Here is a 24194-nt window from a genome sequence, read left to right as displayed (position 1 = left end):
GACGCGCGTCGGCCGCCGCGATGCGTCATGAACGGACGATCCGGGGAGGCCGGCAGCGATTCGAGCCGGGCGTTCAGCGCTTCGATCAGGACGGTCCGTTCAGCCGCGCGGGAGCGGGCATATCGGCCGGCGAAGCCCATGCCGAGGATCGCCGCATAGCACTCGAGCAGCGCGATGGGCGGCGACGCTTCGAGCAGGCGAGCATCGAGCCGCTCGAACACGCGCTCGCCGGCGTCATGTAGATGGAACTGCTCCACTTGCAGCGGCGTGTGCTCCCATCCGGATCGAAATTCGCTGGGCAAATACCGCAGCGCGGCTTCGTCGAGCAAGCCGCATTGGGCGATCCGCGCCTCGTTGCGCACGTCGTCCGGAAAGCCGCGTCGTGCCAGATCGCTCCCGAACTGTTCGACCAATTGCTTGCAGCGCTCACGCAACGCATGCGCGTCCTGCGTGTGTCCGCCCGAGGCAAGGGTGGTCACCAGCAGCGCGGTGTCGCGCAGCAAATCGCGAATCCCTTCGCCGGGCGGATTGCCGGCCAAGACGCTCGGCGTCGGGGACATCGCTTGGGGATCGGGACGCGAAGTGATCATGAACGCAGCACCGCGTAGAGTTCGAGCGACGCATCCGGGATCGATGCGGGCAGATAGATCTGGCAGGCACGCGCGGCAAGCATCTTCGCGTGCACCGTGCTCGATGCGTCCAGCGCGAAGTAGTGGTTGTCCAGGCGCACGGGAATCGCGCCCGGCACGCGTTGCACGGCCTTCAGCGGAATGCCGAGCAGCGCCGAATTGACGATGTGTTCGACATCGTCGGGCGCGCCGATCTTGCAAAGCCGCGGGAATTGTTCGACCAGTTCGAACGCGGGCAGCGGCGCGTTGATCGACAGATACCAGTCTGCCGTGTCCGCCACGATGCGTTCGTCGAGGAACTGGCCGGACCAGGTGGTCGGACCTTTGCGGGTGAGATCGATCGACACGACCCGAGACGGAATGATGGCGTCGAGCAGCGTGCGAATCATCGATTCGAGCGTGGCGAACACCTCGTCGGCGCAGGCGTGGTCGTACGCCGGAATGTCGGTGAGCCGGGCGTTGGTGGAGAACGTCATGAGCGCGCTCGCCAGTTGGGCGAGCGTCGAATACAAGTGCTCGGGTGGCCGGCCCGGGTGCGTGGCGAACAGCCTGAGCTGCGGCCATGCGGCGTGGATGCAATGAAGCAGCCAGAACAACTGCACGTCGGCCACGCCGTATTCGGCCACCTGCTCGAGGCGTTCGCTGCGGCGGCTGCCGAGCGCCAGGCTCTTGGCGTGCAGGATATCGGCCAGGCGATGGACTCGTTCGAGGTGTATCGCATGGCTGGCGAGCGTCAGGCATGGCGGCACGAACCGACGATCGACCTGAAACTGACCGCTGGAACCACGGGTGAGTCGCGCGATCGCGCAGACCGTGTCGTCGGCGTGCGACTCGAAGTCGAACAGCAGCCGCACCGCATGACGTTCGGCCGCGATTTCGGCCACGTCGGTTCCATTCAGATCAGTGACCTTGGCGAACTCTCGATATGCGCGACGGGGCCGCGCCAGCGTGGTTTCGTCGAAGCGGCAATTGCTGCCGTTCGCATCCGGTAAGGCCAGCGCCGCGAGCACGACGACGCTTTGCAGATCGGCGGGCACGCCCTGCGTCAGGTCGCGAGCGGCAGGCAGCGCATCGGCGAGGGTCGTGTCGATCGGCGTGCCGTCGGGCAAGCGCAGTATCAGCCGCGTGAGCTTGAGGCGCGCCGTGACCAGCGCCTCTTCGTCGATTTCGACGGCGAGGGTGCCCCATGGCTCGGCGAGTGCCGCCGCCGCGATCTGCTGCATCGCGAACCCGGCCCATCGTTCCTGTTGCTGGAAGTGTTGTTGCGTGAGGATCAAGCCCTCATGCCAGAGCGGTTTGTGGATCCGCATAGGTGTGGTCGTCGGTTTGTCGTGCGCTGTTTACGAGGTAATTATTTTTATCTTTGTCGGTATATTTTTGGTCTGATCTTAAGTTTTTGTTTGGATATTAAGGTGATGGATTTTTTAAGATATTTTCGAAGATGAATAGTTGCGGATCTGCTTAGATTTGATTCCCGTCAAATTTATTGATTGTCATTCCCGTCGATGATTATGCTTACACCATGTGAGTGGGAATTCGCAATTGGGTGATTGACGAAATTTTGGTGAAGATGGAATGATAATTTCAATTATTTTTTTGGGAATTAAAATTCTTTGACGTTGATGAGGTAAACATGTTTAATTCCGATTCGAATCGAAGTGGTACGAACGGCAGCCATCACATAAAAGGCGCTCCGAAGGCGTCATGAACCTGAGAGATAGATAAGGAATCCTATGGATAGCTTTCAGCGCGAAATTCCGAAGAGTCGCGTCTCGATCACCCTGGATCTGCATACGGGCGGGGCCCGGAAGAAGGTCGAGCTTCCGCTGAAGCTGCTGGTTGCCGGCGATTTCAGCGCAGGCCGTGAGCAGGCGCCGCTTGCCGAGCGGAACAAGGTCAACGTCGACAAGAACAATTTCGATGCCGTTCTGGCCGACTACGCACCCGATCTCAAGATGGCGGCGGCCAATACCCTGGCCGGCGACGGCTCGGAACTGCCGGTGAATCTCTCGTTTCGCTCGATGAAGGATTTCGAGCCGGAGCAGGTTGCCCGCCAGATTCCGGAGCTGCAAGCCATGCTGGCCATGCGCAATCTATTGCGAGACCTCAAGTCGAACCTGCTCGATAACGGCACGTTCCGCCGCGAGTTCGAGAAGGTTTTGAAGGATCGGCGCCTGTCCGACAAGTTGCGTGGCGAGCTCGGGCAGATCGCCACGGCCACCTTGCAACAGGAAGGCCATGCGTGATCGCGGCCGGCCGAAGACGGCCGTGACCGCTTCCCGCAATCATTCATCCATTCGAAACGAGGCCGACAGAACCATGCATCAGAACGAATCGCAGCAAGGCATCACGGAAACGCTCGTGCTGGACCACGACAGCGTGTACGCCGCGTTGTGCAACAAGATCAACCTGAAACCGGTGGCCGAAGCGCGGCCGATCGAGGCGTTTCGCGACAACGATGCGTTGTCCGAGGCATCGGCCGACGAGCGTGTCGCGCGCGGCATGGATGCGCTGCTCAACCTGATCGCGAAGGAAAGCCGGCCGGTCGATCGCCTGGACAAGTCGCTGCTCGATTTCCATATCGGCCAGCTTGATCGGCAGATCAGCCGCCAGCTCGATGCGGTCATGCATACGCCGGAATTCCAGGCGCTCGAAGGCCGCTGGCGCGGCCTCAAGATGCTGGTTTCTCGCACCGATTTCCGCAAGAACGCCCGAATCGAAGTGCTGGACGTCTCGAAGGACGCGCTGCAGCGCGACTTCGAAGACACGCCGGAGCTGATCCAGAGCGGCCTGTATCGGCTCACCTACATCGAGGAATACGACACGCCCGGCGGCCAGCCGATCAGCGCGATGATCAGCGATTTCGAGTTCGCGAATTCGCCGGTGGATATCGCGCTGTTGCGCAACATCTCGAAAGTGGCGGCGGCAGCGCACATGCCGTTCATCGGTTCGGTGGGTGCGGCGTTCTTCGGCAAGCAGTCGATGGAAGACGTGGCGGCGATTCAGGACATCGGCAACTACTTCGATCGCGCCGAATACATCAAGTGGAAGAGCTTCCGCGATACCGACGATGCACGCTACGTCGGCCTGACCATGCCGCGTGTGCTGGGTCGGCTGCCGTACGGCAAGGACACCACGCCGGTGCGCGCGTTCAACTACGACGAGGCGGTCAAAGGCCCCGATCACGATAAATATCTGTGGGTCAACGCGTCGTTCGCGTTCGCCGCCAACATGGTGCGCAGCTTCATCAACAACGGCTGGTGCGTGCAGATTCGCGGCCCGCAGGCGGGCGGGAAGGTCGAGGATCTGCCGGTGCACCTGTACGACCTCGGCACGGGCGTGCAGCCGAAGATCCCGACCGAAGTGCTGATCCCGGAAACGCGCGAGTTTGAATTTGCGAATCTCGGGTTCATTCCGCTGTCGTTCTACAAGAACCACGATTTCGCCTGCTTCTTCTCGGCCAGTTCGACGCAAAAGCCGGCGTTGTACGAGACCAAGGAAGCCACGGCCAACAGCCGGATCAATGCGCGCTTGCCGTACATCTTCCTGCTCTCGCGCATCGCGCACTACCTGAAGCTGATTCAGCGCGAGAACATCGGCACCACCAAGGACCGGCGTCTGCTCGAGCTCGAGTTGAACAACTGGATCAAGGGGCTGGTGACCGAGATGAAGGACCCGGGCGACGAGCTTCAGGCATCGCATCCGCTGCGCGATGCGAAGGTGAGCGTCGAGGACATCGACGACAACCCCGGCTTCTTCCGCATCAAGCTGTTCATCGTCCCGCATTTCCAGGTGGAGGGCATGGATATCGGGCTGTCGCTGGTGTCGCAGATGCCGAAGGCCAAGGGCTGATCGATGTTTCCCGTCGCATGACGTACCGGAGCGCCTGACCTTGCTCCGGTGTCGGTGCCGTGCGGGCGAACCTGAGAGAAAAAAATGTCGATGGTACTGCCGTCGCAGGCATATGAATTGAAGCTGGCGCCGCACCCGGCGCCAGCTTCCGTACTCCGCTTCGCGGGGCGCGATGCGGTGAGCGAGCTGTACTGCTACGACATCGAGTTCACGAGCCCGATGGCCGGCATTCCGATGAACCAGGTCGTCGGGCGCCCCGCCAAATTCATCGTGGCGCCGGTGGATCCGAACCTGGGTTATTTGCGCCGGATGTTCGGGGAGAGCGCCGAGCAATTCAGCACGATGCCGCCGGCCTATACGGTCCATGGTGTCATCACGCAATTCGACGAGTTCGGCACCTCGGCCGACCAGACGCATTATCGCGTCCGGCTCGAACCGCGGCTCGCCGATCTGAACCGTGGTGTGACGTGTCGGTTGTTCCAGAAGCAGTCGGTCGAGGAGATCGTGACCGATACGCTGCGTCATCACGGCTATCGCGCCGGGGTCGACTTCAGGTTCGCGTTGCGCAGCCAATACAAGCGCCGCGAATACGTGACTCAGTACCACGAGACGACGTTTGCGTTCATCCGGCGCCTTTGCGCCGAAGCCGGGATCTGGTTCCGTTGGGAGCAAAAGAAGGATCACGCGATGGTCGTGTTCGGCGATGATCTGGATGCCTACGCGCGCAAGCCACGCATCGTTTCGTACCGCCGGGAATCGGGGCTGGAGAGTTCCGGCACCGACGCCATCCATACCCTTGAAAAGCGGACGCAGCGCGTGCCCGAGGCCGTGCGGCTGCACGACTACAACCATCGCCATGCCGGCGTATCCCTGTTCGTTGAAGAGAACGCCGCGCGTGACGACAAGACCACGGACGGTATCGATTACCGCTGGGGCGAGCACTACGAAACGCCCGAAGAGGGCAAGAACGTAGCGCGCTTGCGTCACGAGGAATGCCTGGCGAAGCAGGTCATCTTCAAGGGAACGGGTAATCCGTTCTGGATCGAAGCGGGGGAGGTGCTGCGCATCGACCCGAATCCGGCCGATGCGCGGCACGGGATTTTCGTGACGTCGACGCAATCGCGCGGTGGCCGGAGCGAATCGTATTCGGTGACCTTCGATGGGATTCCGTCGGACCGGCGTTGGCGTACGTCGATGGCCTCGATCGAACGGCCGTCGATCGGCGGCATCCTGCCGGCTCGCGTGACGTCGCCGGGCAATTATCCGTACGCGTACCTGACGGAGCAGGGCTGGTACGTGATCAAGCTGCCGTTCGATCTCGACGCGTGGAGCCCCGGGGGGACGAGCCGGCCGGTGCGGTTTGCCAAACCGTACAGTGGGGACAACTACGGGTATCACTTTCCGCTGATCGATGGCGCGGAAGTGGCGATCGTCTTTACGGGGGGAAACCCGGACCGGCCCGTGATCATAGGCGCGATGCACGACAGCCTGCATCCGGATCTGGTCAATCACCTCAATCACACGCGCAATATCGTTCGGACGGCCGCGAACAACGAGTTGCGGATGGAGGATAGGGAAGGTGTCGAGCATATTCACCTCACCACGCCGTTCCTGGCCAGTGAGCTGAATCTTGGGCATATGGTCGATGCGGATCGCAAGGAGCGCGGGAGGGGGGCGGAACTGCGAACGGATGGCGTCGCGGCAGTTCGCGGCGCGCAAGGCGTGCTTGTCACAGCCGAACGACAACCCATCGCCGCAGGCACCCAACTCGCCATGCAGGATGCCGATTTGACGTTCGAACAGGCCGAGCAGATCTTGATTGCACTGAATGAATCGGCAAACGCTGCGAAGGCACTCCAGGCCGACGTCGATCAACAGCGCGAGTTGATCCAGCAAAAGCTCAAGGGCCTGCAGAAGCCGGTGATCGTGGCGACCGCGCCCGACGGCATCGGCCTCGCAAGCGGTGGGCCAATTCAAGTCGCGGCTCGCAAGCAGATGTTCGTTACCGCAGGCGGCGGCCTTGATATCGGCGTCATGAAACGTATCGCGGTCGCTGCCGGCGAGGCAATCTCGTTGTTCGCGGCACGGTTTGGCGTCCGGCTTTTTGCCGCCAAGGGCAAGGTGCAGGTGCAGGCGCAATCCGACGCGATGGAATTGATGTCGATGCAGGACATGACGGTCAGTTCGTCGGAGGGCGCGATCGTCGTCACAGGCCGCAAGGGCGTCACGATCGGCGATGGGGCAGGGGCCTACATCAAGCTCTCGGGCGGCAAAATCACGCTCGGCAGCCCGATCGGAGAAATCGAGCTGCGGGGGAATTTGAGCGTCGGCAACTCGGATGGTGGCGGCTTCCGATTTCCCACATGGTCCAAGGCACCGCTCAATGACGTGAAGGGCGCGCCGAACTTCGGGTTCTCGGAATAAATATCAATCATGACTGGCGCCCCTTCTTTACCACGACCACCTGCATCGGCCACGGTCAAGCTGAAGCCGCTGCCTTTTGTCTTTCCATTCATTCGAAAGGGGCACGGCGGCTCAAAAGTTGCGACGCAGTTTATGGGCGAGCACGAGATTTACCGGCTATTGGCCGAGCGTGAGCAGTCGGGCACCTATCTCGTTAGCCGCAGGGGGATGTGGCACGGTGGTATTCACGTTACCGAGGGTGGCGCAGGACAGTCGCTGGATCTCGACGCGGGAATTCGTTGCATCGCCGACGGCGTGTTGATTGCATTTCGAGCAAACAAGTCATACCCGATTAGCGAGTTTGCTGCGAGCGAAGGCGGATTGACGTTTGAGTCGCCGTACAGCACCGGCTTTGCATTAGTGCGTCACACGATGGAGTTTCCACAACACATAAAACTGACGTTCTACAGCCTGTCCATGCATTTGATGTCCTGGGAGGACTACGAGAACTTCCCGAAGCGCGACAAGCCTTCGTACTGGCCGAGGCAGTGGAAGGTCACGCAGTACGCACGAGACAGGCCGGCCTCGGGGCGGAATGGACAGCCAGCGGACCCGGCGCAGCAAGGGCTGCGGGTGCGCAAAAGCGTGCCGCATGGGGAAATCATCGGCATTTTTCCGCAAGGGGCAAGCGTCAGTATTGGCAAGAAAGAGAAGCGCTGGGGGCAAGTGACGGAATTGCATGGCGCGTTGTTGCATGCACCCGTGTCCGGTGAATATGTCGAGCCGGCACGTGCTGTCGGGGGCTGGATTTATCTCGGCCAGGAACATGGTGGGCCGGTCGTTGAAGCGTTCATTCCGGATTCGATGTTCGACCAGGTCATCACCATGACGGATCGAATGTGCACGCGTGACGATCCCCAAGGCAATGACGGTGGCGTGCCTGTCAAGGCCGGTGATCTGATAGGTCACATCGGGCGCTACGACTCGTTGAGCGAATGCTCGTCCGAAACCCGGATGGCGCATATCGAGGTGTTTTGTGACGACAGCATCTGCTCTTTCCTTGAGCAAGGACGTGCCTGGGTCAACCAGCACGGTCCGCACAAAGAGGATTGGGCAGAACTGGGTCTGCCGGTCGAGCCGACAACGCTGCGAATTGCGTCGGGCACGGTGTTGTATCGACGTACGCCGGACAACAAGTTTGTCCCGGGTTCGGACCCACACTCGAGAAAAACGAACGCTGTTCAAAGGTATTCGCTCGCTGAACTGGCGCGGAACTCGAACCGTCGTTTTGACGAGCCACATCCGAGTCCTGATCCAGGCTTCCCGGTGAACTGGTGGCATGTTGACGGCGTCAATGCGCTGGGCGAACCGATAGACGGCTGGGTGCGCGACTTTAATTTCCCTGGCGGAAGGGTGACGCGAGAGTTTGCGCAAAAGTGGATCGATTTCGAGTGCCTGGCGGACAGCCATGAATCGGCACATACGATCTTCGCGACGCCCGGGAAGTGGATGGACTACATGAGCAACGCCGATGTTGCCGAGCCCGCTTCGCGACCGAACCTCAGCCCGTTGATGCAGAGCGTATATGACGCCTTGTTTTCGAACGGAGATGGCAGGCAAGCGGCCGATGAGCTTTGTACGCTGTCGCATACGGAACAAGGTGGGTATCCGTGGCTGATGCAGGCTGCGTCCCGGCTGATCGTCAAACATGAAAGCGAGTGGGCGAATCCGGAAAAATGGAAGCGATTGATCAGCGAGCTGGAAAAGCAGACAGGACCGAAGCCGCAGTACGAGGAAGAGCAAAAGCGAATTGACAATCTTGTCTGGTGGGATGCGGTCAAATCCGCGATACCGGGCTTTCCTGGGCCGGATGTTTTTCATATTAATCCGATCGGCCTGGTCGGAGGGTTTCAGTTGTCACAGGGATGCTCATGCAAAGGCCGGGAAATGACTTCGTCGATGCTGAAGCGAATTGCCGTTCATACGAGCGAAAAAACGCTAAACAAGTATGTCGATGCATTGAATAAATCTTTTGTTGACTATCAATTCGACTCTTGCTTGTCCAGAGCGCACTTCCTGGCCCAGCTTCTTCATGAGAGCGGAGCATTGAGTGCTACGTTGGAGTCGTATGGAAAAGGCACACTGAAATACGATCCATGGCGTGGGCGCGGTCTCATGCAACTCACGTATGAAAAAAACTACCGTGCCTATCAAGCATTTTCGGGGGAAGACGTCACATCGGGAAAGCCTGCGATGGAGACGCTCGAAAGATCACCTCATGCGCTTCTTTCGGCTGCATGGTTTTATGTGATTAATGCTTCGCTGGTCGGGGCAAGTGATCGTGATGATTTCATATGGATCACGAGGAAAATTAACGGCGGGTATACGGGTTACGACGATCGGCTGTCTTACCTGAATAAAGCGATCGAGGTTCTAGGGATTGAAGGTTGCTTGAAATTGAATAGGGGCGGTGTGTATCAATTCGAGGAAAGCAAGGCCTACAACGAAAAGCGGGCTTCCTGTGCATGGGGTATGTGGCATGATCCCGGCCTCGATAAAACCGGAATAAGCGCGAAATCTGTCGCGGAGGCGCTTAAGGGTTATGAACGATATCTCGACCTCGATGATATTTCCAGAAAGCGCCTGAAAAAAAGCGACAGGCCCGAGGATCATGGTTGGTATGGCCTTCCAAAAAAAGAGTCGGTAAGGCGCTTTGTGGAAAATCGGTTGAAAGTGTTGAAATCCTGAGGAGCGCGGTGCCATGAATTTATCCCGAATGGTGGGTGTTGGGATTGCTGTTGTGTTGATCCTTTGGGGAGGGGCGGTGAGCGCCGCTCATGACCGAGTCGTCATGGTTGGGCACTTCGAGGGCGGCTCTGAATTGGGACGGTTCGAGTACGAAAACAGTGCGGATGGGGCTGGATTGCTGATTAATTATTACTCACCGTCCGTGAAGAAAAATTTTACTTATCATGTCGTCAAATTTGACGAATGCAGTATCTTGGCAATGTATCAGCTTCCGTTTGTCAATCAAGTGGTGATTGACGGTAGCTGTTTCGGTACGGGGGGGCAAGTGCATGAATATGTTTATGAATGGAGTAGTAAGAAAGGAAATTGGTGTCTGATTAGAGCAGTGTCCGGAGAGAAGGCGGATGTTGCGGCAGGCGTGTTGGTGCCCTCGGAACAGGTTTCCAGGGTGGCCGGCTGTCCCTTCATCGGGGAGGAAGGCGAGTACGCATATCGGTCACGCGCGGAAGTGGCTCGGAATATTGTTGTCGAGCTAAGGGAATTTAGAAATTCGGTGAATGACCGGCAGCGATTGAAGCGGTATATCGACATGCTTCCTTCTTATGGTGTTTCGGAGTTGTCTGATTATATTGATATGAAAAATGTACGCGATATCAATGATATTGCCTTTTATCTTTCCGAGGCCGATAGGTTTGATGACGCCATGGTTCTTCTTGAAAAAATCGTTCGGAATTTTCCAGGCAGAGTCGTTGCGAAACTGAATCTCGCGGATGTTTATTGGCAGGTTGGGTATCGGCAGCAAGGTATCGGCCTCTATGTGAAATATCGGGATGAAATGTTTGCTGCTGGGCGTGGAGAAAAAATTCCGGGGAGGGTGTTTGATCGTTTGAGTGCTTATAAAGCTCGTATGTCATCGTGATGTGGCTGACGATATGAAAAAACCATCATTTGAAGTCGATGTGAAGGATGACCGCAGCGAGCGTGTCGAAGGTGACGGCACGGCACCGCTGTCGCACGATGACGATCACCCACGGCGGGGAGCATTCCCGATTGCCTCGATCGATGGAACGCAGGTTCGGTAAGCGATGCCTGTCGATTTCAAGCGGGTGCCGCCACGGATAGCGGTACCGCCTCCTCCGCGGGCCTCGATGATTGTCTGGACAATCCTGCTGATACTCGTCATGGCAGCGGGGGCAGGGTTGACGTTGACGCTCTGGCCGAGTGGCAGTCCGGCCAGCACGGCGTGGTTTTGGGTCTGTGTCGCCGGTTATCCGTTTCTGGCTTGGATCTTGATTTTGTTTGCATGGCTCGGATTTCTCAGCGTCCGCCGGAATCAGGCCATTGCGACGAACCGCGTGAGCGATGCCGCGGAGCTGGCGTGCCATGCACGCGCGAGCCGGCCACTGGCGATATTGGGTCATGGCTGGTGTTTTGCTGCGGACGAGTCGGAAAACGCCCTTGAGCAGGTATTGACGGGAGCGCGCGCAGCGAAATTACGACCCAGCGCGGCATCCGTCATTACTGACGTCAACGCGCGATGGTTCGACGTTCCTGCCATGCATTTTCAGCCGGGTAACGAGGTCGATGAACATATTCGTCATCGTGGCGTAGGTGAATGGCTTCTCGAACGCTTGATCGACCGCATTGCGCTGCCACTCGGAGCGCTTCCGCCGCGAGTGACATTGCAGATCGAGTTTCATCATCGATCCAGGCTGAAATTCGATGTAGTCGAAGGCCTGATACGCGAACGGATTGCCGAACGTGTGCCCGGGTTGACGGTGCGCGTGGTGCCGGAAGAACGTTCGCCCAGCCTTTTCGGCGTGGATGCCTGGTTCGACGATCGCGACGTCGACACGGTTCATCTGTTGGTTGCCATCGAGCTTCGCGATGCCATTAGCTCGACGTTGCCCGATGGCGTCGCGGAGGCCGGGGTCGCGTTGCTTGTCGGGCACCAGGCGCTTGCATCAGCCGCCGGATCGAGCAGGCTGCGGTTGCATCGTCCCGCCTCGGCCGCGCTGGATGCCGCTGGTGCCACGCTGGAGTTGGCTGCCCGTTGGGGGCAATCCTCGCGCGATCGATTGCATACGGTTTGGGCGCATGGGTTGACTCGTGATAACGCGGGCGCGGTACAACCCGCCGCGTCATCGGCCGACGCAACGCAATGGAACGTACTCGAAGAATCGGTCGGAGATTGCTCCGGGGCGGGGCCTTGGCTGGCCGTCGCTCTCGCGGCAGAACGCGCGCGGACGACAGGAGATCCGCAAATGGTGGTCAGCGGGGAAGGCAACGGGCTGACCGCCCTCGTGTGCAGAAAGCAGAGATGAACGACAACAAAAATGATCTTTGGACTCGATCGGCCGCTTTTTTCATCGGCATCGCGATCGCCATTGTTTTCCTTGCATTGGGCATTGCGGTATGGGGAGCGGGACCGCGTTACGGATGGTCCTTCGACACACGGATCATCATCGAAATTTCGCTGTTTTCAGCGTTGCTGGTGGCGCTCCTGCTGATTAAATATATCGAAGGCCTGTTGCTGTGGATCGCGTCGCTGAAAGCGCTTCGCTGGTTCGATCGATACGATGCAGGCCGGCTTGTAGCGCAAGTGGGCCACGAGGCGCCGAGGCAAACACCGGGCCAAGCGGGATGCGCCGCAGCGCTTCGCAATGCGCTCCAACACCGTCACGGCCGACGCGGGCTCTCCCGCACACGCTGGGTCCTCATCACCGGCGACAAATCGCTGGTAAAGCGTCTTGCACCGGGGCTCGTGGATACCGGCTATCTGATTGCCGGCGACATCGTGCTGCTGTACGCCAGCCAAACTCGCGACACGCTCGACACCGGATGGCTCGACCAGATCCGCCGCTTGCGTCGCCGCCGTCCGGTCGACGCAGTCGTGGCGGTGGCACGACATCGCAGTTCGGCCGTTCCGCCATTCGACACCGACACGCTCGCCGCACAGCTCGCGCGCCAGACACGCGTTTTGCGCTGGGCCGCCCCCATCTATCTGCTCAACGTCACCGATTTCGGCAGCGACACGTCGAGCCCCGATGACGCGATCGGTTTTACCTGGTCCGACTCGTGTGTCGGCGAGAAGCAGATCGAGTCATCGTTGCAGGCGCTGGCCGACAATCTGGCGGATACCGGCGTCGTCCGGCTGACGCGGCGTGCAGACGATCGTTATCCCGCCGAGCTGTCGCAACATATTTCAAGCCTGCGAAGCGCGTTGTCTGCTTGGGTGAAGCAAACCGCTCAGGCGCGTATCGGGTGCCGCGCTGTCCACGGGGTGTTGTTCGCACCACTTTTCAAGGAGCCGACGTTACCGATCTCCGCCGACGCGAACCCCGCAACGCCGATCGACCCGCAACATCGGGCAATCTGGCAGACCGTCGCCAACCACAGTCGCACGATCCACGGCCGCCGGGTCGGCCTCTCGTTTTCGATGGTCGCCGCCTGGCTCGCGACCGGCCTGGTGGGCTGCTGGATCGGCGGCACGATGTTGTCGGGGTTGGCCAATCGAGCCACCATCCAGCATGCGTCCAGTGCTGTCGTGCAGCTATCCGCCGTTCAGGATCGCTCGCATGCCTTGCAAGCCCTCGACGATCTCGACCGTCAGATCGACACGCTCGAAATCCATCGGCGCGACGGCGCACCGTGGCTTGCGCGTTTCGGCCTGAATCGCGATGGCGCGCTGCTCGACGCCTTGTGGCCAAACTACGCCGCCGCCGCGAGCCCTATCCTCGTTGTACCGATCCGCCAAAACCTCGAAGCGCGTCTGCGTCGGCTCGCGTCCCTGTCGGACGCCGAGATCGCCGTAGGCGGCAACGCGCAGGTGCAGGCCGCCTACGACACGCTGAAGGCTTATCTGATGCTCGCCAGGCCCGACCGCACCGACGCCGCGTTCGTGACGCCGCAACTGCTCGCGACCGCCGAACCTGCCCGCCCCGCGAACTCGCCTCTGTCGCCCGGCGCCTGGGAGGACCTGCGCCAGCACACGATCACGTTTCTTGCCGACCATTTGGGGCGCGCTCCACGCCAGGCGATGGCGCCGGATCTCGCGCTGGTTGCCTCGGCACGCCAGACGGTGATCGGCGTGCGCGGCATTCAGAACTCCACCGATGCGGTCTACCAGCAGATCCTCGACGACGCGAAGGCCAAATATCCGCCCGTCTCGCTCGTGAAGCTGCTGGGCGATACGAGCAGCCGCGGCTTGTTCGACACGACGGCAACCGTGGCGGGCGTGTTCACGCGTGCCGCGTGGGACGAGCGGATCGCGAAGGCCATCGACGAAGCGAGCGGGCGGCATACCGTGGCCGGCGACTGGGTGCTGTCCGACGTGAAGGCCGTGAACCCGGCGCCATCGACGTTGAAGGTCGAACTGCGCCAGCGTTACTTCGACGACTACGCGCGAGCCTGGGCGCTGTTTCTCAACGGCCTGCGCTGGCAGCGCGCGACGACGCTGTCGGCCACGGCCGACCAACTGACGCTGCTTGGCGATCCGCAGCGCTCGCCGCTCGTCGCGCTGATGAGCGCACTGGTTTATCAAGCCGGCGCTGGCGCGAACGCGCAGTCGCTTGCCGACAACCTGGTCAGCAAGGCGCAACAACTCGTCGGCGGCGGCGAGAAGGATCCGTCGAAACAGGCCCGCTCGCCGTTCGCGCCGCTGGCCAGCGCCTTCGGCCCGATCCTGAGGCTGACGGGCAGCGATCCGGGCGCCGGCGTATCGGCGAGCGGCGAGGCGGCGCCGCTCGCCGCAACGGGCGATCTGAGCCTCGCGCGATACCTTGAGCGGGTTACGGCGATGCGGCTCAAGGCGTCGCAGATCGTCGCCGGTGCCGATCCCGATGCGATGGCACGGCTTGCCGCCCAATCGGTCCTGCAAGGCAGAACGTCCGAGATTGCCGACAGTCGCGATTACGCGAGTCGGCTGGCCGCGAGCCTGGGCGAGCAGTGGTCGGGTTTCGGCGAGCTGTTTCGTGCGCCGTTCGATCAGACATGGCAGGTCGTCGCGCAGCCGGCAGCCGCCAGCCTGAACGAGATCTGGCGCACCGCGATCGTCGCGGACTGGAATCGGACGTTCTCTGGCCGCTATCCGTTCGCCGATTCCGATAACGATGCGTCGCTTCCCGAGATGGCGCGCTTCATGCGCACCGACCACGGCGTGATCACGCAGTTCGTGGCGACGCAGCTCGGCGGCGTGGTCGAGCGCCAGGGCGATCGTTGGGTGGCAGCGCAGGGCGCCAACCACGGTGCATTGACGATCGACCCGGCGTTCCTCGCCAGCCTGAACCTGCTCACGCGTATCGCCACCGTCCTGTTTCCGTCGGGCGATGCGCAGGTGCGATACGAACTGCAGGCCGTGCCGATACCGGGCGTGACCGACATGAGGGTCGTGCTGTCCGGGCGCGAATTGCACTATTTCAATCAGAAACAGGCGTGGACGCCGTTCGAGTGGCCCGGTCAATCGCTCGAAAATCTGTCGCACATCGAATGGCGGACCGAGCAGGGCGGTTTGCGCACGGCGCTCGATTCGCAGGGCCGATTCGGTCTGATCCGGTTGCTGGAGCACGCGAAGGTGTCGCAGCAGGATAGCGCCCGCTATCTGTTGACCTGGGCGCCCGATACGAGCCAGGGCATGGCGCTCAAGGTGCAACTGCGCAGCGAGGCCGGCGCGGGGCCGCTCGACGTGCTGCAACTGCGCCGCTTCATGCTGCCGGCACGGATTTTCGTGACTGGGGCCGTGAACGCCGCGCCGATCGCGTCGACGGCCAATCCGCCGCCACTTCCGGCCGAGGCGATCGTGGCCGCCCGTCATGCCACCGTGCCGTTGCCGCCGGGGCTTCCGGGCCACGTGCCGTTGCCGGACGCTGCCATGCCCACGAATGCAGATACGGCAGACCGCCAACTCACCGCGACGAAATCGCCTGAAACGATGGCGCCGCGGGTCACGTCCGGCGGCCGTGTTCCATCAACCGATCCTCACGCGGCGATGTTGCCGCCGGTGACGATGGCGTCATCGTCCGATGCCGCGTCCCGCCCGTTCGGATACGCCCTCCGCTTGTTGGGCGACGCATTGGCGCTCGAAGACATTCAATGACGCTTGCCCATTTCGTAAAGACGCTCGTCGTCGGCCCGCGCAGCGATTCGCAGCTCGATTCGCCGCTCGATTCGCATGAGGAACCCTGGGCGGCGTGGCTTGCCCCGATCGCGGGCGAGCACGCATGCGGTCGCGACCCCGGTTATGAAGACGCGTTCTTCGAACTGAAGGACGAGGCGAACAAGCTGTCGGGCATCGACGACGGATTGATTGCTCGTCTCTGCGAGCAGTTGCTCAAGGAGACCGGCAAGGATCTGCGTCTGGCCGGCTACTACGCGTTCGCGCGGCTTCGCATGGATGGTCCGGCCGGGTTTGCCGATGCGATCGAGCTGGCTGCGTGGCTGGTCGACCGGTTTGGCGAAGCCATGTCGCCGGCGCGCGCCGAAGCGAAGCGAGCCGCGCTGGACATGTTCGCAACGGCCCGAATGATCGAAACGCTGGATAGCCGGGACGCGTTCACGCCCGCCGATGCGGGGCGTGTGATGGCGGCGCTCGACAGGCTCGTCGCTCGAACGAGCGCGTGGCCCGAAGCCGCGCGTCCGAATCTGCAGCCGCTCGTTGCCCGCTTCCACGGCCAGGACGAGCCGGTTCGCAGCGTCGGTGCGGACGCGGCAATCCCGTCCATGGTGGTCTCGCCGAGCGCGGTGGGCGGATCGATAGCGTCGGCGCGCGATCTGCTCGAGCAGGCCCGCGCGATGTCGGCGTGGCTGCGCGATCAGGAAAACGGCTACCTGCCGGCGGCGCGCGTTGTGCGCAGCGTCCGATGGGACACCTTGCACGACGTGCCGCCATCGGATGCGGCGTTGCATACGCGTCTCGTCCCGCCGCGTTCCGAGTTGCGCCAGCAGATGAAGCGCCTTGTGCTGCAGAAACAATGGCACACCTTGCTCGAACGCGTGGAGGGGGCGTTCATGGAGGGCGTGAATCACCTCTGGTTCGATCTGCAATATTTCCAGCACGTCGCGCTCGATCACGTCGGCGCGCCATACCGAGCATGGAGCGAATTGCTGCGCGCGGATTTCGCGTTGTTTCTGGCGCGGCTGCCCGGCATCGAACGACTGACATTCGACGACGGCACACCGTTCGCGGACGACACGACGCTCGAATGGATCGCGCGCCACGCGGTGGTGCGCGACCTGGAGGCGGGCGAGGCGGTGGAGCCGCTGCCGGTATCGGCGAATGGCGAAGGCGAGGCCGGCGACTGGCCGGAAATCGAAGCGCAAGCGCGGGATCTCGCTGGTCGCGATGGCGTGGAGGCCGCGTTCGCGTGGCTGGATGCGCTGCCCGGCATGAAGACCGCGCGGCACCGCTATCTCCAACGGCTCGTGATGGCGCGTCTGGCCGACCATGCCGGGCGGCCCGATGCGGCGCTCGCCTTGCTGGCCGAACTCGACGCGCTGGCCGGATCGCTCCCTCTGATTCGCTGGGAGCCGTCGCTGGCATTCGAGGTCAAGCAGCAACTCGTGCGCACCTTGACGGCGACGAGCCACCGCAAGGATGCCGACAAGCCGGCGCTGGCGCGCCGCATCGCCGACCTGCACGCGGAGCTGACCGTGCTCGACCCGGCGCGCGCGCTGACTCATTCGTAACGGAAGTCCATGGAAAACAACGATCCGATCCTGCGCTATTACGAAGCGGAAATGCGTTACCTGCGTGAATCCGGCAAGGAATTCGCGAAGGCGCATCCCGATCGCGCCCGCCTGCTCAACCTCGATCGCGTCGGCGATCGCGACCCCTATGTCGAGCGGCTGTTCGAAGGTTTCGCATTCCTGACCGGCCGGCTTCGGCAAAAGCTCGACGACGAACTGCCCGAGTTGACCGAAGGGCTGGTCAGCCTGTTGTGGCCGCACTATCTGCGGATGATTCCGTCGTTGTCGATCGTGGAGCTGGCGCCGCTCGCGGGCAAGTTGCAGAAGACCGAAATCGTGCCGGCCGGCGTGCCGGTGCGCTCCGCACCGATCCCGGTGCCGCCGGCCGCCGGTGCGGAGGGCACGGCACCGACGACGGTCCAGTGCCTGTATCGCACCACCCAGCCCGTCGCGTTGCAGCCGATCGCGATCACGCATGCCGGCCCGGCTCTGCGCCAGGATGGCCGCTCGGTGATTCGGCTCGGCTTCGCGCTCGACGGATCGGCGCTTCGCACGGAGACGGACCTGTCACGGTTGCGTCTGCATCTGAGCGCGGACCTGCCGACGGCGTTCGCGATGCACCTCGCGCTGACGCGTCGGATCGACACGATCGTCTGGCGCATACCGGAAGTCCGCGACGCAGACGCCGTGCCGCTCGCAGGCGTCACGATCGAGCCGGCCGGGTTCTCGACCGAGGAGCGGTTGTGGCCGAATGCCGACGCGGGGTTCTCGGGGTATCAACTGCTGCTCGAATATTTCACGTTCCGCGACAAATTCCTGTTTGTCGATCTTTGCGGGCTGGACGTTGCAGCGTTGCCCGAAGGCGCGACCCGCTTCGAGCTGGAGATCGTGCTGACGCAGGCCTACCCGACCGACCAGCGCTTCGGCGCGGAAAACGTCCGGCTGTTCTGTTCACCGGTCATCAACCTGTTCGAACTCGATGCCGAGCCGATCGAGATCGACCATCACGAAACCGAGTATCGCGTGGTGCCGGCCGGCCATCAGCGCGAGCATGTCGAAACGTATTGCGTCGATGCGATCGAGGCGTTCGATCACGAAACGGCCGAGCGATATGCCTACGTGCCGTTCGCGACGTTCCGGCACCGCGGCGGCATGCTGCGCCACGAGGCGCCGGAGCGCTATTTCCATTCGCGGGTGCGGCCCGGCATGTCGGGCTTGCACGAGACCTGGGTGATCCTCGGCGGTCACGCGTGGGATGCCAGGGAGGCGCTTCCCGAGGAAAGCCTGTCGCTGCGTGTAACGGGCACGAACGGGATGCTGCCGCGCAAGGGCCTGCGTGAAGCCAGCCTCGACCAGCTTGCGGGCAGCACGCAGAACGTCGCCGGGGTGCGCAATCTCGTTTCGCCGACGTTGCCGCTGTATCCGCCGACCGACGACCGGTTCCAATGGCGCGTGCTGTCGCATCTGGCGCCGAACTTCCTGTCGATGATGAACGCGGAAGTATTGCGCGGCGCGCTCGCGCTCTACGACTGGACCGACGACGAATTGAACCGTCGTCGGCTCGCGGGCATCTTGTGGGTATCGCAGGCGCTGATCGAGGAGGTATCGGGCGGCTCGGTCGAGCGGGGCGTCGCGATCGAGGTCACGCTCGACAGTCACGCATTCGTCGGGGAGGGCGATTTGATGTTGTTCGGCGAACTGCTGCACCGGTTCTTCGCGCTCTATGCCGACCTCAACCTGTTCACGAAGCTCGCAATCACCAGCCTGCCCTCGCAGGAGCGGATCGAATGGCCGCGAAGCAAGGCGCAGCGAGCCGCGCTATGACACACAGCGGGCTTCCGAATCTCGACCCGCTCGTCGCGTCGCTGCTGGCGCGCGCACCGCGCATGAACTTCATGCAGCTTTGCCGGTTGCTCGAGTTGCGCGCGCCCGATCGCGCCGGCTTCGGTACGCGCGATGCGCTCGATCACGAGCCGGTGCGTTTCCGGCCGAGGCCGCGCCTGGGTTTTCCGACCGGCGAAGTGGCGTCGGTCGAGTTCGACGACGTGTGGCCGGATGCGCCGCCGGTCGTGTGCACGACGTTCATGGGCTTGTATGGCGTCGACGCGGCGATGCCGTCGCACATGATCGACGAGATCGCCTTGCGCGAGGAAGGGCACGAGGCGGTCGAGGCGTTTCTCGATCAGTTCAATCACCGGTACGTCACGTTGCTGTATCGCGCGTGGCGCAAGTACCGTTACCCCGAACATTTCCGGCCCGGCGGCGTGGACGTCCATTCGCGCAACCTGCTTTGCCTGGCCGGGTTCGGCTGGGGCGACAAGCCGAAGCGCGCGGGCTTGCCCGATTCGAGGATGCTGGCGCTGTTGGGGCTGCTGATTCAGCGCACGCGTACGCCGGAAGGATTGGCGGGCGTGGTGGCGTTGGCGATTCCGGGCGTAGGCGTGCGGGTCGACGAGTTTTGGCCTGTCATGACATCGACCGGCCGGCCCTGTCCGCTGACGTCGGCGCGCGCCGGCGCCGAACCGGAAAACGGCCGGCGCGGCGGCCTGGGTAGCGGCTATGTCCTGGGCAAGCGAATGACCTACCGCGGCCGGGCTGTGCGTGTGACGTTGCGACCCGCCGACGAGCGGCAGGCGAATGGCCTGTTGCCCGGTGGGGCGCTGCACCGCGATCTGATGGCATTCGTGCAGTTGTATGTGGGCGTCAAGGCCGATGTCCACCTGCGCATGGAGATGTCGTCACGGTTCGTACCGCGCCCGGCGATCGGCCGAGGGCACCTCGATCCCGCGCCGCGATTGGGATGGACTACGGTGCTGCCCGCCGAGGGCGAACGCCTGATCAACATTGCGCTCGGTCGCTACCTCGCTGTTCCCGCACCCGAGCCGAATCCCTATTTGCTTCAACCTGCCTGATCGGAGATGGCCGATGCTTATTCGTTTTATTTTGCTCACCGTGGCTGTTGCCACGCTTTTGTCGGGATGCGGCGCCTGGCAGGCCGTTTCCGATGCGTCGTCGAGTGCGTACCGCGCAACGTTCTTCAAGCAGGTCAAGGTGCTCGACGTCGATCTGTCCGCTCGCGAAGCGTTGAATCCCGACGAGGCGGGGCGTGCGACGTCGGTTGCCGTGCGCGTGTATCAGTTGAAGGATCGCAAGATGTTCGACGGTGCGTCCTATGAGGATCTGCTGAAAAACGACCGGGTCGTGCTGGCGCGGGATCTGCAGGCGAGTCTCGCGACGGTGCTGAACCCGGGCGGGGCCGCGAGTCTTTCGCAGCCGATGCGGGCCGACACGAAATTTATTGCCGTCGTGGCGTTCTATCGTTACCCCGGTAGCGGCGATGGATGGAAATTCGTGATCGAGAAAAACAAGCTCGATGCGGGCAAGCCGCTGATGCTCGAATTGGTCGATCAGATTGTGTTGGCCTGTGGGGGGGCCGCTGATTCGTCGCGTTAGCGATCGGTCATCCGGTTGCCATGGTTGAACGTCGACGTGGTGCTGCCGTCTTGTGACGACGATCGATGGAGAGGAGGGGACGTAACCCGGGCGTGATGCCGGTTGGGCGGCGCACGTTCGGTTGCGAAGCAAGCGATGGCGTTACGTTGAGGCAGGCGCGGCAACTGCACGACCAACTGCAAGACGAAAAGCGGCCCGAAAAGCACAAAGGGTTACAGCCGATAGCTGTAACCCTTTGAATATCTGGTTGCGGGGACAGGATTTGAACCTGTGACCTTCGGGTTATGAGCCCGACGAGCTGCCAGACTGCTCCACCCCGCGTCTGAGAAAACCGAGTATAGGGGTATTACGCGCATGTGTCAAACGCTAGCGCGAAAAAAATTTCACGGCGCCCGTGCGAACGGAACAAATCCTCTCCGCTGGTACACTCCCGTCGAGCCGGTCTGACCGCGCGGCGCAGGCCGCCCGCGCGATATCCGGCGTGTCTGCACCCCCTTCGAACCGCCTCGCCGCGCAAGCGCGATATGCGCGCGCCGCCCCTGATTCACCACGGAACTCCGCATCGATGAAGATCGCCACCTGGAACGTCAATTCCCTGAACGTGCGCAAGCAGCATGTGCTCGACTGGCTCGCGTCGAGCCACACCGACGTGCTCTGCCTGCAGGAACTGAAGCTCCCCGACGAGAAATTCCCGAAGGCCGATCTCGAGGCGGCCGGCTATCGCAGCTGGTTTACCGGCCAGAAGACCTATAACGGCGTCGCGATTCTCGTGCGCGACAGCCTGAGCGTCGACGAAACCGATGTCGTCAAGAACATCCCCGGCTTCGAGGACGCGCAGCAGCGCGTGATCGCGGTCACCGTGAATGGCGTGCGGATCGTCTCGGCCTATTTCCCGAACGGCCAGGCGCCCGACTCGGAGAAGTTCACGTACAAGCTGCAATGGCTCGATGCGCTGCAAGCCTGGCTCAAGAGCGAAATGGCGCGCTATCCGAAGCTCGCGCTGCTCGGCGACTACAACATCGCCCCCGAGGATCGCGACGTGCACGATCCCGCCAAGTGGGAAGGGCAGAACCTGGTGTCGCCGCAGGAGCGCGCGCATTTCGCGGCGCTGCTGGAGATGGGCTTCGTCGATGCGTTCCGCCGCTTCGAGCAGCCCGAAAAAACCTTCACCTGGTGGGATTACCGGATGATGGGCTTCCGCCGCAACGCCGGCCTGCGCATCGATCACATCCTGCTGTCGCCGGCGCTGGCCACCACGCTCACGGCCTGCGAAGTCGACCGCGAGCCGCGCAAGTGGGAGCAGCCGTCCGACCATACGCCGGTGATCGCGACGCTGGACTGAGCGCGGCTCGGCACGTTCCAGAACGATTGATCTAAAATGTCGGGCGCGGCCCGCAACGGCGGCCGCACCACGACACGGAGAAGCAAGCAGCGATGGCTCGCCCACGCGAATTCGACGAAGACGCCGCACTGGATGCCGCGATCGCGCAGTTCTGGGCGTACGGTTATACGTCCACCTCGGTGCGTGACCTGGCCGCCACGATGGGCATGACGGGCGCAAGCGTCTACAACGCGTTCGGCGACAAGCGCGCGCTCTACATGCGGGCGTTCGAGCGCTACGTCGAAGGCGGCTTCCGCGACCGCGTGCGCCGCTTCGAGCATCGCCTGCCGCCGCGCGACGCGATCGTCGCGTTCTTCGACGAGATCATCCGCCTGACCGTCAACGATGCGCAGCGCAAGGGCTGCCTGATCGTCAACGCCGCCGTGGAACTGGCGCCGCACGACGCCGATCTCCAGCCCGTGCTCGAATCGATCCTGAAGGACGTCGAGGCGTTTTTCCTGCGCTGCGTCGAGGCGGGGCAGGCCGCCGGCTCGATTCCGGCCACGCTGGCCGCGCGCGACGTGTCGCGGATGCTGTTCACGATGCTGATGGGGCTGCGCGTGCTGGCGCGCGTGCGGCCGCAGCGCGACCTGCTGGAAGATGCGGTGCGGCCGATGCTGGCCATGATCGGCGCATCGCTGGCCGCGCCGGACGCGCGCCGCGCGGCCTGAGCGAACCACAGACACGACAAGAACGACCGCGCGCTTCGCGGCGTCGTCGCTTCGCGCCTACCAGCGCAGCAGGCGCGGCCCGGCCAAGGCGCCGATCGCCGCCGGCAACAACAACCCCGCCACGTACCACACCCCCCAGAACGCCGGGCTCATCTCCGGGCAATGCAGGCAGTAGGCGACGGTCGCGATCGCGCTGGCCAGCAGCCCCGATACGGCGCCGGCGCGCCGCGGCTGGGTGGCGGCAAGGCCGCGCATGGCCCAGAACACGGCCGCGAAGCTCGGCACCGACAGCAGCAGGATATTGAACGGGCAACTGCGCCACGAGTGGCCCAGCAGCATCGGCAGCCGCGCGTCGGGCGCGGCGGCGATCAACAGCGCGGCCCCGCCGATCCACACGGCCAGGAACGGTACGGCGAGCAGCCACCAGCGGTAGCCGCCGCGCAGCCCGGGCCTGCCGAGACGCTGCACGAGCAGGAACGCCATCACGGCGATCGCGAGCGGAAACGCCAGCTTGACCCAGAACAGCGCGGCATGCGTGGCGAGCGCCAGGTCGTGCCGCCAGCCGAACACGAACCAGGTCAGCAGCAGCGAACCGGCGAAACCGAGCGGCAGCGTGACGCCGAAGTGACGCGGGATCGGATCGCGGCGGCCGGGTACGAGGCCTGCCGCGAGCAGTTCGATCAGGTCGTCGGTATCGATCATCGCTGGCCCCGGATCTTGGCGGCCAGCGCCTTCAGCCCGCGATGCACGCCCACTTTCACGGCGGATTCCGACAGCCCGGTGATCGCCGCCGTTTCGGTGACCGACAGCCCTTGCAGCTTCACGTGCAGGATCGGCAGCCGCTGCTTGTCGGGCAGATGTTCGAGCAATTTGCCGAGGTCGTGGCGCGCCTGCGCCGGCTCGTCGTCGGGCGCGGTGAACATCGCTTCGTGATCGTCGTCGAACGGCACGTTGAGCGATTCGCGGCGAAACCGCGAACGGAAGAAATCCATCAGCTTGTAGCGGGCGATCGCGTGGACCCAGGCGGTCAGCGGTTCGTCGCTTCGATAGGTGTGGCGCGCATGATGCACGGCGAGCAGGATTTCCTGGACCAGATCCTCGACATCGTCGTGCATCTGGGGAATGCGCTTGCGCAGGTAGCCGCGCAGGTGACGCGTCAATTCCTGCAGAAAGCCGCGATAGTCTTGGGCGTTGCCGTCGAGGCCGCTGACGAACAGCGCTTTCAGGCGGTCTTCCGCTGCGTACAAGGGTGGTCCTGTGATGACGGGGCGGCTGATGCGGGCGGGGCGCATCGCCGGACTGGCATCGACCTTGGGCGGCGCGGATCGCGCGCCTGGGTGCGACGGCTAGGATTCTAGAGCAAGTGTTTTAGAA

Annotated in this window: 17 protein-coding genes and 1 tRNA gene; 13 read left to right on the top strand and 5 right to left on the bottom strand. The window is 62.6% G+C overall.

Annotated elements, in window-relative coordinates; translation table 11 throughout:
- On the bottom strand, positions 1–560 hold a 560-nt coding region (locus tag ACYP33_RS05075; RefSeq protein ID WP_459620116.1), incomplete at its 3' end, for a DotU family type IV/VI secretion system protein.
- A gap of 26 nt (positions 561–586) precedes the next feature.
- Positions 587–1939, bottom strand: a complete 1353-nt coding sequence (gene tssK, locus ACYP33_RS05070) for a type VI secretion system baseplate subunit TssK (protein ID WP_459620114.1) — start codon at positions 1937–1939, stop codon at positions 587–589.
- A gap of 423 nt (positions 1940–2362) precedes the next feature.
- On the opposite strand from tssK, the gene tssB reads away from it, so the two are divergent.
- The 11 genes from tssB to tssJ all read left to right on the top strand — a co-directional run bounded on the left by tssB (position 2363) and on the right by tssJ (position 20768).
- Positions 2363–2875 carry a type VI secretion system contractile sheath small subunit gene (gene tssB, locus ACYP33_RS05065; RefSeq protein ID WP_459620112.1) on the top strand — a complete coding sequence of 171 codons (513 nt, stop codon included), beginning with the start codon at positions 2363–2365 and terminating at the stop codon, positions 2873–2875.
- Positions 2876–2948: 73 nt separating this feature from the next.
- The gene (gene tssC, locus ACYP33_RS05060) at positions 2949–4481 is read left to right on the top strand and encodes a type VI secretion system contractile sheath large subunit (RefSeq protein ID WP_459620110.1); all 1533 of its coding nucleotides are present in this window, start codon (positions 2949–2951) and stop codon (positions 4479–4481) included.
- A gap of 84 nt (positions 4482–4565) precedes the next feature.
- Positions 4566–6905, top strand: coding sequence for a type VI secretion system Vgr family protein (locus ACYP33_RS05055; protein WP_459620108.1), 2340 nt, complete (start codon positions 4566–4568; stop codon positions 6903–6905).
- Positions 6906–6914: 9 nt separating this feature from the next.
- On the top strand, positions 6915–9632 hold the full coding sequence (locus tag ACYP33_RS05050; RefSeq protein WP_459620106.1) for a glycoside hydrolase family 19 protein: 2718 nt from the start codon (positions 6915–6917) through the stop codon (positions 9630–9632).
- Positions 9633–9645: 13 nt separating this feature from the next.
- Complete coding sequence (locus tag ACYP33_RS05045; protein ID WP_459620104.1) at positions 9646–10551, top strand: tetratricopeptide repeat protein; 906 nt, start codon at positions 9646–9648, stop codon at positions 10549–10551.
- A 229-nt stretch (positions 10552–10780) separates the two neighbouring features.
- Entirely contained in the window at positions 10781–11956 is a 1176-nt protein-coding gene (locus ACYP33_RS05040; protein ID WP_459620102.1) for a hypothetical protein, read from the top strand.
- A complete protein-coding gene (locus ACYP33_RS05035) occupies positions 11953–15726 on the top strand; it encodes an ImcF-related family protein (RefSeq protein WP_459620100.1) in 3774 nt (1257 codons plus the stop codon). Before ACYP33_RS05040 ends, ACYP33_RS05035 begins: the two co-directional genes overlap by 4 nt.
- Complete coding sequence (gene tssA / locus ACYP33_RS05030; RefSeq protein ID WP_459620098.1) at positions 15723–17315, top strand: type VI secretion system protein TssA; 1593 nt, start codon at positions 15723–15725, stop codon at positions 17313–17315. Before ACYP33_RS05035 ends, tssA begins: the two co-directional genes overlap by 4 nt.
- A 9-nt stretch (positions 17316–17324) precedes the next feature.
- Complete coding sequence (gene tssF / locus ACYP33_RS05025) at positions 17325–19139, top strand: type VI secretion system baseplate subunit TssF (protein ID WP_459620096.1); 1815 nt, start codon at positions 17325–17327, stop codon at positions 19137–19139.
- Entirely contained in the window at positions 19103–20227 is a 1125-nt protein-coding gene (gene tssG, locus ACYP33_RS05020) for a type VI secretion system baseplate subunit TssG (protein WP_459620094.1), read from the top strand. The genes tssF and tssG overlap by 37 nt, the downstream gene beginning before the upstream one ends.
- Before the next feature lie 13 nt (positions 20228–20240).
- Positions 20241–20768 (top strand): type VI secretion system lipoprotein TssJ, encoded by a 528-nt coding sequence (gene tssJ / locus ACYP33_RS05015; protein WP_459620092.1) that lies wholly within the window; start codon positions 20241–20243, stop codon positions 20766–20768.
- A gap of 244 nt (positions 20769–21012) precedes the next feature.
- On the opposite strand, the gene ACYP33_RS05010 is transcribed toward tssJ, so the two are convergent.
- Positions 21013–21089: transfer RNA gene (locus ACYP33_RS05010), tRNA-Met, on the bottom strand.
- A 244-nt stretch (positions 21090–21333) separates the two neighbouring features.
- On the opposite strand from ACYP33_RS05010, the gene xth reads away from it, so the two are divergent.
- Together xth and ACYP33_RS05000 are read left to right on the top strand one after the other, a co-directional pair.
- Positions 21334–22110, top strand: a complete 777-nt coding sequence (xth, locus tag ACYP33_RS05005; RefSeq protein WP_414442544.1) for an exodeoxyribonuclease III — start codon at positions 21334–21336, stop codon at positions 22108–22110.
- Between the two features lie 92 nt (positions 22111–22202).
- The gene (locus ACYP33_RS05000; protein WP_414451439.1) at positions 22203–22820 is read left to right on the top strand and encodes a TetR/AcrR family transcriptional regulator; all 618 of its coding nucleotides are present in this window, start codon (positions 22203–22205) and stop codon (positions 22818–22820) included.
- Between the two features lie 57 nt (positions 22821–22877).
- On the opposite strand, the gene ACYP33_RS04995 is transcribed toward ACYP33_RS05000, so the two are convergent.
- Together ACYP33_RS04995 and ACYP33_RS04990 are read right to left on the bottom strand one after the other, a co-directional pair.
- Positions 22878–23519, bottom strand: coding sequence for an NrsF family protein (locus ACYP33_RS04995; protein ID WP_414445624.1), 642 nt, complete (start codon positions 23517–23519; stop codon positions 22878–22880).
- Positions 23519–24067, bottom strand: a complete 549-nt coding sequence (locus ACYP33_RS04990; RefSeq protein WP_414451440.1) for a sigma-70 family RNA polymerase sigma factor — start codon at positions 24065–24067, stop codon at positions 23519–23521. Before ACYP33_RS04990 ends, ACYP33_RS04995 begins: the two co-directional genes overlap by 1 nt.
- Positions 24068–24194 lie beyond the last annotated feature (127 nt).

The organism is Burkholderia sp. 3C (assembly GCF_054589155.1).
The sequence above is the reverse complement of the archived record's forward strand: the minus strand, read 5'-3'. Positions and strand labels throughout refer to the sequence as shown.